Here is a 14,676-nt window from a genome sequence, read left to right on the forward strand (position 1 = left end):
CTCAGAAGTCGACCGATCCCGACACCACGACGCTGCGCGGCGCGCCCAACACCAGGTAGCCGTAGCCCGGGTAGCCGCCTGCCGACGCCCAGTAGTTCTTGTCGGTGACGTTGTCGACACGCGCACGCAGGGTGACGTCGCGATCGAACAGGCGAGCGGTATAGTTGGCGCCGATGTCGAGGCGGGCCCAGGACGGCAGCTTCTGGGTGTTCGCCGCATCCGCATACTGGCCCGAGGTATAGACCGTGCGCGCATTCAGCGCCAGGCCCTGCATGCCAGGCACGTCCCAATCCACGCCCAGGTTCAGCTGGGTCTTCGGCACGCCGATCGCATCCTTGCCCTCGTTGACGCCGCCGGCGGTGCGGCGCTGTTCCGCGTCCAGCAGGGTCAGGCCGCCCAGCAGGCGCAGGCCGCGCAGCGGGCTGCCGAACACCGACACTTCCAGGCCGCGGTTGCGCTGCTCGCCATACACGCCGAAGCGGCGGTTCTCGATGTAGGCCGAAGGCTGGCTGGTGCTGAACAGGGCCGCGCTCAGGCCCAGGCGGCCGCCGTCGTATTTGACCCCGACTTCCTTCTGGCGCGAGACGAAGGGCGCGAACACTTCACCGACGTTGACGATGTCGATGCCCGAGGCCACCGGCCCCTTTTGCAGCGCCTCGCTGTAGTTCGCGTACAGCGACAGGTTCTTGGCCGGCTTGAAGACCAGGCCCGCCAGCGGCGTGTTCTCGCTCGCCTCGTAGGCCGAATACTGGACGCCGCTGTTGTAGTCGTAGCCGAAGTCCTTGATCTTCTGGTGGCGCAGGCCCACGCTCAGCAGCACGGTGTCGCCCGCGAAGGACAGCGTATCGGCCAGCGCGTAGCTCGACAGGATGGTCTTGGCGGTCAGCAGCGGATTGCCCATGTCGCCGCCGGTGAAGAAGCGCGAGGAGGGCGGCGCGGCGTCGGTGGGGCGATAAATGTTGGCGGCGAAGCCCGCGAAGTCGCTCATGCCATAGGCGTTCTTCGATTCCGAATGGAAGCCGGATGCGGCCGCGCTCAGGCTGTGCTTGATGCCGCCGGTGCGCAGCTCTGCGCGCACGCCGGCCTCGCCGGTGCGCACCTTGTCTTCGCGTACGTTGTCGAAGCGGCTCATGGTGCCGCTGCCGTCGGCGGCGGAGACGGTCGGCGAGGAGATGACGTTGAATTCGTCGCCCTTGCGCATGCCGAAGGCCGCCCAGGCGGTCGCGCCGCCCGGCAGGTCGACTTCGCCGCGCACGGTGCCGAAGGTGTCGCGCTCCTCGGAGGTGGTCCAGGGCTGCGCGAAGTTGCGGTCGGCCTCGGGCGCCGCGATCATCGGCACACCCGCTGCCAGGGTCACGCTGGGGCGTGCGGCGGTGAGGGTATGGTCCTGGTGGCCGACGTCGGCCGACAGGCGGTAGCCGCGGCCACGGTAATCCATCCCGATCGAGTACACGCTCAGCTCGCGGTTCTCGCGGTCGACCGCGGTGTCGCCGTCGCGGCGCACGGCGTTGACGCGGATGCCGGCACGGTTCTCCGCGCCGAAACGGCGCGCCACGTCGGCGGCCACATAGCCCTGGCCGCCGCTTTCCACGCCCGCCGTGACGCGCGACAGCGGCGCGTTGGGTGCGCGCTTGGGCAGCAGGTTGATCGCGCCGCCGATGCCGCCGCCGCCCGGCGCGGCGCCGTTGATGAAGCTGTTCGCGCCGCGCAGCACTTCCACGCGCTCGAGCAGCTCGGAAGCCACGAACTGGCGCGGCAACAGGCCGAACAGGCCGTTATAGGCCAGGTCGTCCGAGTTCACCTGGAAGCCGCGGATCATGTACAGCTCCTGGTAGTTGCCGAAGCCGCGCGCCACGCGCACCGAAGGATCGTTCTGCAGCACGTCGGCCACGCCGCGCGCCTGCTGGTCCTGGATCAGCGCCTGGGTGTAGTTGGTGGCGTTGAACGGCGCGTCCATGATGTCCACGTTGCCCAGCAGGCCGAGGCGGCCGCCGCGCGCCACCTGGCCGCCTGCGTAGGCGGAGGGCAAGCCCTGGGCCGAGGCATCGGCCGAGGCGCTCACCACTACGGTGGCGATCGGCTGGTCGGTGGATTCCTGGGCATGCGCGGTGGAGATGGCGAGGAGGGCGGCGGCGAATGCCACCGGAGTGAGGCTGAGGCGGTGCGAACGCATGAGTGTTGCTCTTTTTCTAAATGAGAATGCTTATCATTTTAGCGCTAACGCTTGCTTCTGTAAATGAGAACCATTATTATTTGTCGACCTCATCCGACCGAAACCTCATGTCCCCCGTTTCCCTGCGCCGCTGGAGCTGGATCCACAAGTGGAGCAGCCTGGTTTGCACCGTATTCATGCTGCTGCTGTGCCTTACCGGCCTGCCACTGATCTATCACCACGAAATCGGCCACCTGCTCGGCACCGACGTCGAAGCCCCGGCCATGCCGGCGGACACCCCGCGCGGCAACATCGACGCGGTGCTCGCCTCGGCCAAGGAGCTTTATCCCAACAAGATCGCGATGTACATGTCGCAGGAAGCCGACGAGCCCGCGATCTGGAACGTCACGCTGGGCGACCACCCGAACGACGAGCACTACAAGCCGATCGCGGTGGACGCGCGCACCACGAAGGTGATCACCGAGCCGGCCTTCGAGGGCGGCGCCTTCATGTCGACCATGTTCCGCCTGCATGTGGACCTGTTCGCCGGCCTGTACGGCAAGCTGTTCCTGGGTTTCATGGGCCTGCTCCTGCTGGTGGCCATCGTGAGCGGCGCGGTGCTGTATTCGCCCTTCATGCGCAAGCTCGAGTTCGGCGATGTGCGGCGCGGGCGCACCCCGCGCCTCAAGTGGCTGGACATCCACAACCTGCTCGGCATCGTGACCCTGGTCTGGGCCTTCGTGGTCGGCGCGACCGGCATGGTCAACACCTGGGCCGACGTGCTGCTCAAGGTCTGGCAGACCACCGAGATCGCCGAGATGCTCAAACCCTACGAGGGCAGCCCGCCGCCCGCCAGGATGGCGTCGATCCACGACGCCATCCAGCGCGCCGAGGCGGCCGAGCCGGGCATGAAGGTCGGCTTCGTGGCGTTCCCGGGGACGCCCTTCACCAGCCCGCACCATTACGGCATCTACATGCGCGGCGACGAGGCCTTCAGCTCGCGCCTGTACAAGCCGGTGCTGATCGATGCCGAGACCGGCGAGATCACCGACCGCCGCGAGCTGCCGTGGTACCTGACCGCGCTGCTGCTGTCGCAGCCCCTGCATTTCGGCGACTACGGCGGCCAGTGGATGAAATTCTTCTGGGCGATGCTCGACATCGCCACCATCGTCATCCTCGTCACGGGCCTGTACCTGTGGCTCAAGCGGGGCCGCGCCGCCAAAGCGGCCGTCCGCCAACTAGTCAAGGCGCCGGAACGCGAGGTGCCCGCGCTCGTACGCAAGGAGGCTTCATGACCCGCAGCACCATGCAGATCTGGGGCGCGCCGCTGCTGCTGGCCGTCCTCACCGTCGTCGGCCTGATCGCGGCCCTGCTCGGCGACGGCGTTTGGGACCTCGTGTCGGCCCTTACGCTTGGCGCGCCGGTCGCGGTCGGCGCCTGGTACAGCCTGCGCCGCCCACGTTCCCGCCCGTAAACCGGAACCCGCGCCGGAGCGTGCGCACCTTGGCCGGGGTCCCTGCTAAGCGGTATACTCGGCCCGGCAGGGCGCGCACCGGGTTGCGCCCGAACTCATCCGAAAGGGCGCCATGTTCGCAGCAGTCGATCTCGGCTCCAACAGCTTCCGCCTGCATATCGGCGAGCCGGCGGGCGGCCGCATGCACATCGTGCGCACGGCGCGCGATCCGATCCGCCTGGCGGCGGGCCTCGACAGCGACAACATGCTGAGCGAGGCGGCCATGCGCACCGCCATCCGCTGCCTGGAAGACTTCCGCAAGATCCTCGGCGAATACCACCTGGACGCCGTGCGCGTGGTCGCCACCAACACCATGCGCGTGGCGCGCAACGCCGACGTGCTGCTGCCGCTGGCCGAGCAGGCCATCGGCTATCCGATCGAGATCATCTCCGGCGAGGAAGAGGGCCGCCTGATCTACATGGGCGTGTCGCGCGCCATCGACAAGCCGGACGAGCGCCGCATCGTGGTGGACATCGGCGGCGGCTCCACCGAAGTCATTACCGGCACCGGCGCCGAGATCACCCTGGTCGAGTCCTTCGGCATCGGCACCCATCCCCAGACGGCGGCCTATTTCGCCGACGGCCGCATCAACGCGCGCGCGTTCGATGCCGCCGTCACGGCCGCGCGGGCCCGCTTCGAGGACGCCGCCGCCCAGTACCACGCCCAGGGCTGGGACGCCGCCTACGGCTCCTCCGGCACCATGCGCGCGATCTCCGAGGTCATCGCCCGCAACACCATCGGCGATGGGACGGTGTCGCAGGCCAGCCTGCATGCGCTGCGCGACATCCTGCTGGAACTGGGCCACGTCGACGCCTTCAGCCTGCCGGGCGTAAAAAAAGAACGGGTGCCCGTCATGGTCGGCGGACTGACGGTGCTGATCGGCGTGATGCAGGAACTGAAGATTCCGCGCCTGACGGCCATCAACGCCGGACTGCGCCTGGGCGTGCTGTCCGACCTGGAGCTGCGCGCCAACCACCGCGACCGGCGCGACGCCGCCATCCGCGCCTGCCTGCGCCGCTTCGACGTCGATCCCCAGCGCGCGATGCGCACCGCCGGCATCGCTGCGGCGATGTACGAACGGCTGCAGCCGCAGGGCGACAACTTGCATCACTACCTGGCCTGGAGCAGCATGCTGCATGAGGTGGGCCTGGCCGTGTCGATGACCGGGGCGCACAAGCATGGCGCCTACATCGTCGAGAACGCGGACCTGGCGGGCTTCACCACCCGCGAACAGCGCCTGATGAGCACCCTGGTGCTGGGGCAGAAGGGCAACCTGCGCAAGATCCGCGAATCGCTCGGCGAACCCGACCTGGCCAAGGCGGTGCTGGCGCTGCGCCTGGCCGTGGTGTTCATGCATGCGCGCGCGGACGAGGACCTGGCGGGCCTGAGGCTGCGGCTGAAGGGGCGGGTCGAGATCGAGCTGCCGCCGGACCTGCTGGCGAAGCATCCGACCCTGGCGCCCTGGTTCGAGAAGGAAGAGGGGTTCTGGAACGAGATCGGCTTGCCGTTCCAGGTGCGGTGAGCAGGGCGAGGAGGCAGCCATGAAATGGATCGCAGCCTTCCTCGTTTCCCTTGCGCTGGGCGGCTGCGCGTCGGCGCCGGCGGTTTCGGACGACGCGGTAGCGGCCCTGATGCGGCGCGAACAGATCCAGGGTCTCGCGCTAGCCGTCATCGAGGACGGCAAGGTCGTCAAGCTCGCCAGCTACGGCAAGCGCAATGTCGAACGCAATCTGCCGCTCGAAAGCAACACGATCATGTACGGCGCCTCGCTCACCAAGACTGCGTTCGCCTACATGGTGCTGCAGCTGGTCGACGAGGGACGGCTGGACCTCGACACGCCGGTCACCCGGCTGCTGCCGAAACCTTTGCCCGAGTACCGCAACCAGCGCACCGACTACGCGCCCCTCGCCGGCGACGAACGCTGGCGCAAGCTCACGCCGCGCATCCTGCTCACCCACAGCGGCGGCTTCGCCAACTTCAGCTGGCTCGAGCCCGACGAGAAGATCCGCATCCATTTTGACCCGGGCAGCCGCTATGCCTATTCGGGCGAGGGCATCTATCTGCTCCAGTACATCCTCGAGCAGGGGCTCGGGCTGGACGTGGCGCAGGAGATGCAGAGACGGATTTTTGACCGCTTCGGCATGCTTAATACCAGCATGCGCTGGCGGCCGGACTTCGCGGCGAACCTGGCGGATGGCTACACGATCGACGGCAAGATGGAGCCGCACGACGAGCGCAGCAAGGTGAGCGCGGCGGGGTCGATGGACACGACGATCGCGGACCAGGCGCGCTTCTGGGCGGCCGTCCAGCGTGGCGAAGGCTTGAGCGCGCGTATGCGGGCGGAGCTGGTGCGGCCGCAGCTGCCTATCCGGTCGCGCAGCCAGTTTCCGACCCTGGTCCCGGAAGCGGGGGCGCCGCAGGAGGGGATCGCTGCGGGACTGGGGCTGGTGAGCTTCCAGGACCGCAGCGGGCTGGGGTGGTTCAAGGGCGGGCACAATGACAGTACCGGGAATATGGTGGTGTGCCTGGACGCGCGCAGGCGTTGCGTGGTGCTGCTGGCGAATGATGTGCGGGCCGAGCGTATCTTTCCGGAGTTGGTGCGCATGGTGCTGGGTGAGAACGACATGCCGTGGCGTTGGGAGTACGGCGACAAGGCGCCTCAGCGCTGAAAGCGCTCAGTTAGCCCATGCCCGTCGTTCCGGCGAAGGCCGGAACCCAAGTTCTGCAAGTGCTGTCGAGACGCTTAACTTGGATTCCGGCCTTCGCCGGAATGACGTGCTGAAGTTAACTCACCTGGGTAACGCGCTAGCGAAGCTTGCCGATCAGGTCCGGTCCGACCACCAGCCGGATGTACGGAATGCCATCACTGCCTTTGTGCTCGATCCAGAACACACCCGCCTTGCGAATCCGCCAGTCCTGCTTGCGCCCGGACAGCACCGAGGACGCCACTTCGCCCAGCAGCGGCTGATGCCCGACCACCAGCGCCGGCTGCCGGTTCCCCGGCCAGCCCGCCGCCTGGATGATCGCCTCCGCACTCGAATCCGTACCCAGTGCCTCGACCACTTCGTAGCGCCGCCCAAGCGCCTTGACGGTCTGGACGCAGCGCTTGGCCGGACTGGTAAGGATGCGGCAGTCATCCGGCAGGGTGCGCTCGAGCCATGCCCCCACGCGCGCAGCGTGGCGTTTTCCCTTGGAGGTCAGCGCACGCGCATTGTCGTCTCCATCCGGCGCCCCCGGCTCAGCCTCAGCGTGGCGCCACAGGATCAGTTCCATGCTCGTTCTCCTTGGCGGGGTGGTTGGCGCCACCCAGCATGTCCATCAAGGTCTGCTGGGCGCTCAGGGGTTTCTGCTTGCCGCGCGGCTTGCGGCGGCGGTAGCGGCCGTCGCTGGCCAGCTCCCAGGCATTGACGTTGTCCTTCAGGTAGGGATGCAGGCCTTCGCGCATCACGCGGCGCTTCAGCGCCGGCGAGCGGATCGGGAAAGCGATCTCCACGCGCCGGAACAGGTTGCGGTTCATCCAGTCCGCGCTGCTGAGCCAGATGTCGTGCTTGAGATTGTTCCGGAAATAGAAGACCCGCGTGTGCTCCAGGAAGCGTCCGACGATCGAACGCACCTTGATGTTCTCCGACAAGCCGGGCACGCCGGGGCGCAGCGAGCAGGCGCCGCGCACGACCAAGTCGATGCGCACGCCGGCCTCGGAGGCCTCGTACAAAGCCTTGATCACCGATTCGTCCGTGAGCGAATTCATCTTCGCCACGATGCGTCCCGGCTTGCCGTGGCGCGCCAGCTCGGCTTCGTTGCGGATCGCCCGCACCAGCTCCTTCTGCAGCGAGAAGGGCGCCAGCCAGATGCTGGTGAGCTGCTTGGGGCGGGTCATGCTGGTGAGGTGGATGAACACCTCGTTGACGTCGGCCGTCAGGTCGGCATCGGCCGTGAGCAGGCCGAAGTCGGTGTAGAACTTGGCCGTGGTCGGGTTGTAGTTGCCGGTGCCGAGGTGGGCGTAGCGGCGCAGGCCCTGCGGCTCGCGGCGCAGTACCAGCGCCATCTTGGCGTGGGTCTTCAGGCCCACCACGCCGTATACCACCTGGGCGCCGGCCTGTTCGAGCTTCTCGGCCCAGTTGATGTTGGCTTCCTCGTCGAAGCGCGCCATCAGTTCGACGATGACCGTCACTTCCTTGCCGCGCCGCGCGGCGGCGATCAGGGCTTCCATCAGTTCCGAGTTCATTCCGGCGCGGTAGATGGTCTGCTTGATCGCCACCACGCAGGGGTCGTTCGCCGCGCACTGGATGAAATCGATGACCGGCTGGAAGGTCTCGTAGGGATGGTGCAGCAGCACGTCGTGCTTGCGCAGGGTGGCGAAGATGTCCGGCGCTGCCAGCCTGGGCGGATAGCCCGCGACGAAAGGCGGGAACTTGAGTTCCGGCTGGTTGTTGGTGTTGACCACTTCCAGCAGGCGCCCCAGGTTGACCGGGCCGTCGACCGTGAACAGGCGCGAGCGGTCGATGTTGAACTGGTCGAGCAGGAAGGCCGACAGGTGTTCGGGACAGGCGCGGCCGACTTCGAGGCGCACCGCGAAGCCGTAGTTGCGGCTATGGAGTTCGCTCTGGAGGGCCTGACGCAGGTTCTTGACCTCTTCCTCGTCCACCCACAGGTCGCTGTTGCGCGTGACCCGGAACTGGGAATAGGACACCACCTCGCGGCCGGTGAACAAGTCCGCCATGTGGGCCTGGATCACCGAGGACAGCAGGCAGTAGGATGCGCCCTTTTTGTCCGACAGTTCGTCAGGCAGGCGGATCACGCGCGGCAGCACCCGCGGCGCCTTCATGATGGCGATGGCGGTGCCGCGCCCGAAGGCGTCCTTGCCTTCCAGTTCGACGATGAAGTTCAGGCTCTTGTTGATCACGCGCGGGAAGGGGTGGGCCGGGTCCAGGCCGATCGGCGTCAGGAGCGGGCGCACTTCGCGGTCGAAGAACTGCTTGACCCAGGCGCGCTGGGCGGCATTGCGGTCGCCCCGGCGCAGCAGGTGGATGCCGTTTTCCGCCAGCTGGGGATGAATCTCGTTGTTGAACAGGCTGTACTGGCGCGCGATCAGGTGGCGGCATTCGGCGCTGGCGCGTTCCAGGGTGGCCGCAAGGTGGTCGGGCAGGCCGCCCTGGGCGCGATCGAACTGGTGCTGGGCGAGCAGGCTGGCGACCCGCACCTCGAAGAACTCATCCAGGTTGCTGCACACGATGCACAGGAAGCGCAGGCGTTCGAGCAAGGGAATCGAAGGATCCTCCGCCTGGGCCAGCACCCGGCGGTTGAATTCCAGCAGCGACAGCTCGCGGTTGAGGAAGGCCCCGCCGTCCGGAAGCTGTTTGAGCTCGGCCTCGATGGCCTTGGTTTTCATGTCCATATGTCTGCGTCGAAGTAGTCGCGCAGGCAGTGTAGATGGATAATATGACAACTTGGTGACATCCACGTTCGACTCGGCTCCAGGCGGGTGTGTTAACCCTCAGTTGACACTTAAGCATCGTTAAAGAATGCCGGCGTATAAAGACAGCTCTACCATGACTACCAGGGGCCGACCGTGAAAGACCTGCTGCGCGCCAACAAAGGCTTCATTCTTTTCCTGTGCCTGTTCGGCGTGTTCCGCACCGCGGTCGCCGACTGGAATCCGATTCCATCGGCATCGATGCGGCCCAACCTGCTGGAGGGCGACGTGGTCTTCGTCAACCGGCTGGCCTTCGACCTCAAGATACCATTGACCGATGTGATCGTGGCGCGCCTTGGCGAACCGAGCCGGGGAGACGTGGTCACCTTCACCTCGCCGCAGCCGGACGGCACCCGCCTGATCAAGCGCGTGCTGGCGCTGCCGGGCGACGTGATCGAGATGCGCGACGAGCGCCTGGTCGTCAACGGCGTGCCGGCCCGGTACCAGGTGTCGGAGGTCACCCGCGAGCGTTCCCACGGGACTGAACAGCAGGCCATCCGCATGGAGGAAACCGTCGGCGGCGCCCGCCAGCGCATCCAGGTGCTGCCGCAAAAGCTGGCGCTGCGCAACTTCGGCCCGGTGCGCATTCCCGCCGACCATTACCTGATGCTGGGCGATAACCGCGACGACAGCGGCGACTCGCGCGTCATTGGCCTGGTCCCGCGCAAAAAGCTGATCGGCCGCGCCGAGCGCATCCTGGTATCGGCCGACTACCAGGGCAACTGGATGCCGCGCACCAGCCGCTTCGGCATGTCGCTGCGGAACGAGGGCGCGGAAAATTAATTCTGTGAAATAAAGTAAAATCCCGTCCCCGGGATGTCTGCATGGTGCAGTGCCGGATTTGTTTGGAAAGGCATGGCACATGCAGCGACTCATGACCGTCATCCTCGCCTGCCTCGGCATGATCGGGGCGCTGGCGATCGACACCTATCTGCCCTCGATGCCCGCGATCGGCGTCGAATTCGGCGTCGGCCCGGTGGCGGTGCAGCAGACCCTGAGCGTCTTCCTGTTCTGCTTCGCCTTCATGATGCTGTTCTACGGCACCCTGTCCGATTCCTTCGGACGCCGGCCGGTGATCCTGGCCGCGCTCACGGTGTACACCCTGGCGTCGATCGGCGCCGCCTTTGCGCCGACCTTCGGCGCGCTGCTGGCCTGCCGCGCGCTGCAGGGCCTTTCGGCCGGCGCCGGCTCGGTGATCGGCCAGGCCATCGTCCAGGACCGCTTCGCCGGTCCGCAGGCGCAGAAGATCATGTCCCACATCATGATGGTGTTCGGCCTGGCGCCGGCCATTGCGCCGGTGCTGGGCGGCTGGCTGCACGTGAGCTTCGGCTGGCGCTCCACCTTCATCTTCCTGGCGATCTTCGGCACGGCCATGATCCTGCTCTGCCTGCGCCTGCTGCCCGAGAGCCTGCCGCGCGAGAAGCGCCAGGTCTTCCACCCGGTGACCATCGGCCGCAACTACCTGATGGTGCTGCGCCGTCCGCAATTCGTGCTGCTGTCGCTGGCGGTGGGCATGGCCTTCGGCGGCCTCTCGCTCTATATCGGCTCGGCAGCCAATTTCGTCATGGAGATCCTGGGCCTGCCGGAGACGGCCTTCGCCTGGATGTTCATCCCGCTGATCGGCGGCATGGTGATCGGTTCGGCCTGGGGCGGCAAGCGCGCGTCCAGGCTGCCGCCGGCGCGCCTGATGTGGATCGGCTATGCAGTGATGGGCCTGGCGGCCGTGCTGAACGTCGGCTACAACGCGCTGTTCCCGGCGGTAGTGCCCTGGGCTGTGTTGCCGCTGTTCATCTACACCTTCGGCCTGGCGGTGGCGATGCCGGCGATCCAGCTGACGGCCATGGGCCTGTTCCCGGACAACCGCGGGCTGGCCGCCTCGATGGTGGGCTTCATCCAGATGATGTCCTTCGCCCTGGTGTCGGGCCTGGTGGCGCCGCTGCTGTTCGGGAGCGCGTTCAAGCTGGCGCTGGGCGTGGCGGTGGGGTTGGTGCTGAGCTTTATCGCATGGCGCGCGTCGGTGCGCGCCGCCACGCCGGCCGTATAAGTTTCGCGCGGCCGGCGGCGGGGCTGCCGGCCGTCCGGAATCAGCGGCGGTGCTGCTTCATCGCCGACGCGACTTCGCGCTTGGCGTCGCGGTCCTTCTCGGTGTTGCGCTTGTCGTGCTGCTTCTTGCCCTTGGCAAGGCCGATCTCGCACTTCACGCGTCCCTTCTTGAAATGCAGGTTGAGCGGCACGAGCGTGTAGCCCGAACGCTCGACCTTGCCGATCAGCTTGTCGATTTCGGCGCGGTGCAGCAGCAGCTTGCGGGTGCGCAGGGCTTCCGGATGGCTCCAGGCCGAGGCCGTCGGGAGCGAACTCACGTGGGCGCCGAACAGGAACAGTTCGCCATTGCGCACCATCACATAGGCTTCCTTGATCTGCACCCGGCCTTCGCGGATGGCCTTGACTTCCCAACCTTCCAGCACCAGGCCGGCTTCGTAGCGGTCCTCGATGAAGTAGTCGAAAAATGCTTTTTTATTGTCAGCGATACTCATGAAATAGCGAAAATTCGCGTGTCGGTTAAACTACTGCTTATCGCGCTTCTACGGCGCAACATGCAACTTATCTAACATCATAACAAACGGTTGACCAATGGCAGTAGTACACAAATCAGTTTTCCTCGGGTATAGCGCAGAACAGATGTTCGATCTGGTGGCGAAGGTGGAAGATTATCCGAAGTTTCTTCCCTGGTGCGGAGGTGTCAACATCCTCGAACGCACCGATGAGAAACTGGTGGCTTCGCTGTCGATCAACTTCCACGGCGTGAAGCAGAGCTTCACCACGTCCAACCACAACCAGCGCCCGACCCAGATGAAGATGCACCTGGTCGACGGCCCGTTCAAGATGCTCGAAGGCACCTGGACCTTCAAGGCCCTGCGCGCCGATGCCTGCAAGATCGACTTCGACATGCATTACGAATTCTCCAGCATTATCCTCGAGCAGATCGTGGGGCCGGTGTTCGGGATGATCGCCAACAGCATGGTCGACTCCTTCTGCAAGCGGGCGGAGGCCCTGTATGACTGAAATGACCGAGCTGGTGCAGGTCTATGTCTGCTACGCCCATGCGAAGCAGGAATGGATACGCCCGATGCAGGTAAAGCCGGGCACGACCATCGGCGAAGCCATCGAGCAGAGCGGGGTGCTGCAGGATTTCCCCGAGATTAACCTGGCTACCCAGCCGGTCGGCATCTATGCCAAGAAAAAAACGCTGGACACCGTGCTGCGCGAGCGCGACCGCATCGAGATCTACCGTCCGCTGGTGGCGGACCCGAAGGATTCGCGCCGCAAGCGGGCGGCCAAGAAGGAAGCCGCCGCGACGGGCGGCGCTGGCTAGCGGCAGTCCTTCAAGACGCGATTCACCTGGGCCGCTTTCGCGGCCTTTTCTTCATCCGACATATAGCTGCGCTCGCCGTCCTTGTCGAAACGGGCGATGCGGATGCCCGAGGCCAGTTGCGCCTGGGCGTCGCGCGCGGCTTCGCAGCGCTCGGCCAGTTCGCGCCGGCGTTCCGCCTCAGTTGCCTCCTTGCGTTCCTGCTCGGCTCGCTCCTTGGCGCGCTCGCGGAAGGCTTGCTCGCGTTCGGCCAGCGTCGGCGGTCCTTTTGGAACGGCTGGCTTGGCAGCCGGCGCTACGGGTGCGGCGGCGTCGATGCTGGCTTCCGGTGTTGGAGCGGTGGCGAGACGGCCCGGTGCTTTCAGGATCTTGTGCGGCGGCGTGCCCGGCGGCGGCGGGCGGTCCGAATATTGCCGCGTGCCGTTCGCATCGATCCACACGTATTGCGCATGGGCGAGCTGGGCGGCGAGGAAGAGCAGGGTAGCGCCAAGGAGGCGGAAAGAAGTGCTGGTAGGCATGGTTTGTTTCCTGAATGAGCTATCGATTTCGCCATGATGCAAAGAGGATGTCAATTCCAAAACGCACCGTCGAGAGAAATTTTTGGGCTGCCCTGCGACGAAATTTGCAGCTTTCTGTATAATTCACTTTTGCGCCTATAGGAAATACTATGCGTCTCCTCCAAAAAGCACTCACCTTCGATGACGTGCTGCTCGTCCCGGCCTACTCCAACGTTCTTCCGGCCCAAACCTCCCTCCGCACCAAGCTGACCCGGAATATCACGCTGAACATTCCGTTGCTGTCGGCAGCCATGGACACCGTCACCGAATCGCGTCTCGCGATCGCGATGGCCCAGGAAGGCGGTATCGGCATCATCCACAAGAACCTGCGCCCGGCCGACCAGGCCCGCGAAGTAGCCCGCGTCAAGCGTTTCGAGGCAGGCGTCCTGCGCGACCCGATCACGATCCCGCCGACCATGAAGATCCGCGAAGTGCTGGCGCTGTCGCAACAGCACGGCATCAGCGGCTTCCCTGTGGTCGAGGGCAACCAGGTGGTGGGCATCATCACCAACCGGGACCTGCGTTTCGAAGAGGACCTGGAAGCGGAAGCGCGCGCCAAGATGACCCCGCGCGAGAAGCTGGTGACCGTCAAGGAGGACGCGGACACCGCCGAAGCCAAGCGCCTGATGAACAAGCACCGCCTGGAGCGCGTGCTGGTGGTCAACGACAACTTCGAGCTGCGCGGCCTGATCACCGTGAAGGACATCCAGAAGTCGCACGAGCACCCGCTGGCATCGAAGGATTCGCAGGGCAAGCTGCTGGTCGGCGCGGCCGTGGGCGTGGGCCAGCGCGACGAGGAGCGCATCGAACTGCTGGTCGCGGCTGGCGTGGACGTGCTGGTGGTCGACACCGCCCACGGCCACTCGCAAGGCATCCTGGACCGCGTGAAATGGATCAAGGAACGCTATCCGCACGTTGACGTCATCGGCGGCAACATCGCCACCGCGGCGGCCGCCAAGGCGCTGGTCGAGCACGGCGCGGATGCGGTCAAGGTCGGCATCGGCCCTGGCTCGATCTGCACCACCCGTATCGTGGCCGGCGTGGGCGTGCCGCAGATCACCGCGATCTCGAATGTGGCCGAAGCCCTGAAGGGCACCGGCGTGCCTTGCATCGCCGACGGCGGCATCCGCTTCTCGGGCGACATCTCGAAGGCGCTGGCAGCGGGCGCGCACACCGTCATGATGGGCAGCATGTTCGCCGGCACCGAGGAAGCGCCGGGCGAAGTGATCCTGTACCAGGGCCGCAGCTACAAATCCTACCGCGGCATGGGAAGCCTGGGCGCGATGGCCGAAGGTTCGGCCGACCGCTACTTCCAGGAAGCCTCGGCCAAGGCCGACAAGTTCGTGCCGGAAGGCATCGAAGGCCGCGTCGCTTACAAGGGCAGCGTGCTCGCGATCATCTTCCAGCTGATCGGCGGCGTGCGCCAGTCGATGGGCTACTGCGGCTGCGCCACCATCGACGAACTGCGCGAGCGCGCCGAGTTCGTCGAGATCACCTCGGCGGGCATGCGCGAATCGCACGTGCACGACGTGCAGATCACCAAGGAAGCTCCGAACTACCGTTCCGAGTAACCGGCTGACGAGGCGGCGCTGTGGCGCCGCTTTTCGTAGG

At 65.9% G+C, this 14,676-nt stretch carries 14 protein-coding genes; 9 read left to right on the plus strand and 5 right to left on the minus strand.

What is annotated here, in order from left to right:
- Position 1: 1 nt before the first annotated feature.
- The gene (locus KBW95_RS12905) at positions 2-2,173 is read right to left on the minus strand and encodes a TonB-dependent siderophore receptor (protein WP_211528419.1); all 2,172 of its coding nucleotides are present in this window, start codon (positions 2,171-2,173) and stop codon (positions 2-4) included.
- Positions 2,174-2,280: 107 nt separating this feature from the next.
- Here KBW95_RS12905 and KBW95_RS12910 point away from each other — a divergent pair, with 107 nt between their 5' ends.
- The 4 genes from KBW95_RS12910 (at position 2,281) to KBW95_RS12925 (ending at position 6,334) form a co-directional block, all read left to right on the plus strand.
- Complete coding sequence (locus KBW95_RS12910; protein WP_211528420.1) at positions 2,281-3,447, plus strand: PepSY domain-containing protein; 1,167 nt, start codon at positions 2,281-2,283, stop codon at positions 3,445-3,447.
- Positions 3,444-3,626 carry a hypothetical protein gene (locus KBW95_RS12915; protein WP_211528421.1) on the plus strand — a complete coding sequence of 61 codons (183 nt, stop codon included), beginning with the start codon at positions 3,444-3,446 and terminating at the stop codon, positions 3,624-3,626. Before KBW95_RS12910 ends, KBW95_RS12915 begins: the two co-directional genes overlap by 4 nt.
- Positions 3,627-3,738: 112 nt before the next feature.
- Positions 3,739-5,187 carry a Ppx/GppA phosphatase family protein gene (locus tag KBW95_RS12920; RefSeq protein ID WP_211528422.1) on the plus strand — a complete coding sequence of 483 codons (1,449 nt, stop codon included), beginning with the start codon at positions 3,739-3,741 and terminating at the stop codon, positions 5,185-5,187.
- Between the two features lie 19 nt (positions 5,188-5,206).
- On the plus strand, positions 5,207-6,334 hold the full coding sequence (locus KBW95_RS12925; RefSeq protein WP_211528423.1) for a serine hydrolase: 1,128 nt from the start codon (positions 5,207-5,209) through the stop codon (positions 6,332-6,334).
- A 136-nt stretch (positions 6,335-6,470) separates the two neighbouring features.
- On the opposite strand, the gene KBW95_RS12930 is transcribed toward KBW95_RS12925, so the two are convergent.
- Positions 6,471-6,938, minus strand: a complete 468-nt coding sequence (locus KBW95_RS12930; RefSeq protein WP_211528424.1) for a histidine phosphatase family protein — start codon at positions 6,936-6,938, stop codon at positions 6,471-6,473.
- On the minus strand, positions 6,910-9,060 hold the full coding sequence (ppk1, locus tag KBW95_RS12935; protein WP_211528425.1) for a polyphosphate kinase 1: 2,151 nt from the start codon (positions 9,058-9,060) through the stop codon (positions 6,910-6,912). Before ppk1 ends, KBW95_RS12930 begins: the two co-directional genes overlap by 29 nt.
- A 174-nt stretch (positions 9,061-9,234) precedes the next feature.
- Here ppk1 and lepB point away from each other — a divergent pair, with 174 nt between their 5' ends.
- Complete coding sequence (gene lepB / locus KBW95_RS12940; protein WP_211525034.1) at positions 9,235-9,921, plus strand: signal peptidase I; 687 nt, start codon at positions 9,235-9,237, stop codon at positions 9,919-9,921.
- Positions 9,922-10,000: 79 nt separating this feature from the next.
- Entirely contained in the window at positions 10,001-11,182 is a 1,182-nt protein-coding gene (locus KBW95_RS12945) for a multidrug effflux MFS transporter (RefSeq protein ID WP_211528426.1), read from the plus strand.
- Between the two features lie 40 nt (positions 11,183-11,222).
- Here the strand turns inward: KBW95_RS12945 and smpB are convergent, their stop codons facing one another.
- Positions 11,223-11,672 carry an SsrA-binding protein SmpB gene (gene smpB, locus KBW95_RS12950; RefSeq protein WP_211525036.1) on the minus strand — a complete coding sequence of 150 codons (450 nt, stop codon included), beginning with the start codon at positions 11,670-11,672 and terminating at the stop codon, positions 11,223-11,225.
- Positions 11,673-11,769: 97 nt separating this feature from the next.
- Between smpB and KBW95_RS12955 the strand changes: the two genes are divergently transcribed.
- Both KBW95_RS12955 and KBW95_RS12960 read left to right on the plus strand, forming a co-directional pair.
- Positions 11,770-12,201, plus strand: coding sequence for a type II toxin-antitoxin system RatA family toxin (locus KBW95_RS12955; protein ID WP_211525037.1), 432 nt, complete (start codon positions 11,770-11,772; stop codon positions 12,199-12,201).
- A 1-nt stretch (position 12,202) separates the two neighbouring features.
- Positions 12,203-12,511: an RnfH family protein gene (locus KBW95_RS12960; protein WP_211528447.1), complete on the plus strand. Its 309-nt coding sequence runs from the start codon at positions 12,203-12,205 to the stop codon at positions 12,509-12,511.
- Here KBW95_RS12960 and KBW95_RS12965 read toward each other — a convergent pair.
- Positions 12,508-13,026, minus strand: coding sequence for a DUF4124 domain-containing protein (locus KBW95_RS12965; RefSeq protein ID WP_211528427.1), 519 nt, complete (start codon positions 13,024-13,026; stop codon positions 12,508-12,510). The genes KBW95_RS12960 and KBW95_RS12965 overlap by 4 nt on opposite strands.
- 149 nt (positions 13,027-13,175) lie before the next feature.
- On the opposite strand from KBW95_RS12965, the gene guaB reads away from it, so the two are divergent.
- Positions 13,176-14,636 (plus strand): IMP dehydrogenase, encoded by a 1,461-nt coding sequence (gene guaB / locus KBW95_RS12970; RefSeq protein ID WP_211525040.1) that lies wholly within the window; start codon positions 13,176-13,178, stop codon positions 14,634-14,636.
- The last annotated feature ends 40 nt before the right edge of the window (positions 14,637-14,676 follow it).

It is taken from the genome of Massilia sp. ZL223 (assembly GCF_018119395.1).
Classification (GTDB): Bacteria; Pseudomonadota; Gammaproteobacteria; order Burkholderiales; family Burkholderiaceae_D; genus Telluria.

Coding starts and splice junctions, on each gene's coding strand:
- KBW95_RS12905 (WP_211528419.1), bottom strand. CDS start 2,173: ATGCGTTCGCACCGCCTCAGCCTCACTCCGGTGGCATTCGCCGCCGCC.
- KBW95_RS12910 (WP_211528420.1), top strand. CDS start 2,281: ATGTCCCCCGTTTCCCTGCGCCGCTGGAGCTGGATCCACAAGTGGAGC.
- KBW95_RS12915 (WP_211528421.1), top strand. CDS start 3,444: ATGACCCGCAGCACCATGCAGATCTGGGGCGCGCCGCTGCTGCTGGCC.
- KBW95_RS12920 (WP_211528422.1), top strand. CDS start 3,739: ATGTTCGCAGCAGTCGATCTCGGCTCCAACAGCTTCCGCCTGCATATC.
- KBW95_RS12925 (WP_211528423.1), top strand. CDS start 5,207: ATGAAATGGATCGCAGCCTTCCTCGTTTCCCTTGCGCTGGGCGGCTGC.
- KBW95_RS12930 (WP_211528424.1), bottom strand. CDS start 6,938: ATGGAACTGATCCTGTGGCGCCACGCTGAGGCTGAGCCGGGGGCGCCG.
- ppk1 (WP_211528425.1), bottom strand. CDS start 9,060: ATGGACATGAAAACCAAGGCCATCGAGGCCGAGCTCAAACAGCTTCCG.
- KBW95_RS12945 (WP_211528426.1), top strand. CDS start 10,001: ATGCAGCGACTCATGACCGTCATCCTCGCCTGCCTCGGCATGATCGGG.
- smpB (WP_211525036.1), bottom strand. CDS start 11,672: ATGAGTATCGCTGACAATAAAAAAGCATTTTTCGACTACTTCATCGAG.
- KBW95_RS12955 (WP_211525037.1), top strand. CDS start 11,770: ATGGCAGTAGTACACAAATCAGTTTTCCTCGGGTATAGCGCAGAACAG.
- KBW95_RS12960 (WP_211528447.1), top strand. CDS start 12,203: ATGACCGAGCTGGTGCAGGTCTATGTCTGCTACGCCCATGCGAAGCAG.
- KBW95_RS12965 (WP_211528427.1), bottom strand. CDS start 13,026: ATGCCTACCAGCACTTCTTTCCGCCTCCTTGGCGCTACCCTGCTCTTC.
- guaB (WP_211525040.1), top strand. CDS start 13,176: ATGCGTCTCCTCCAAAAAGCACTCACCTTCGATGACGTGCTGCTCGTC.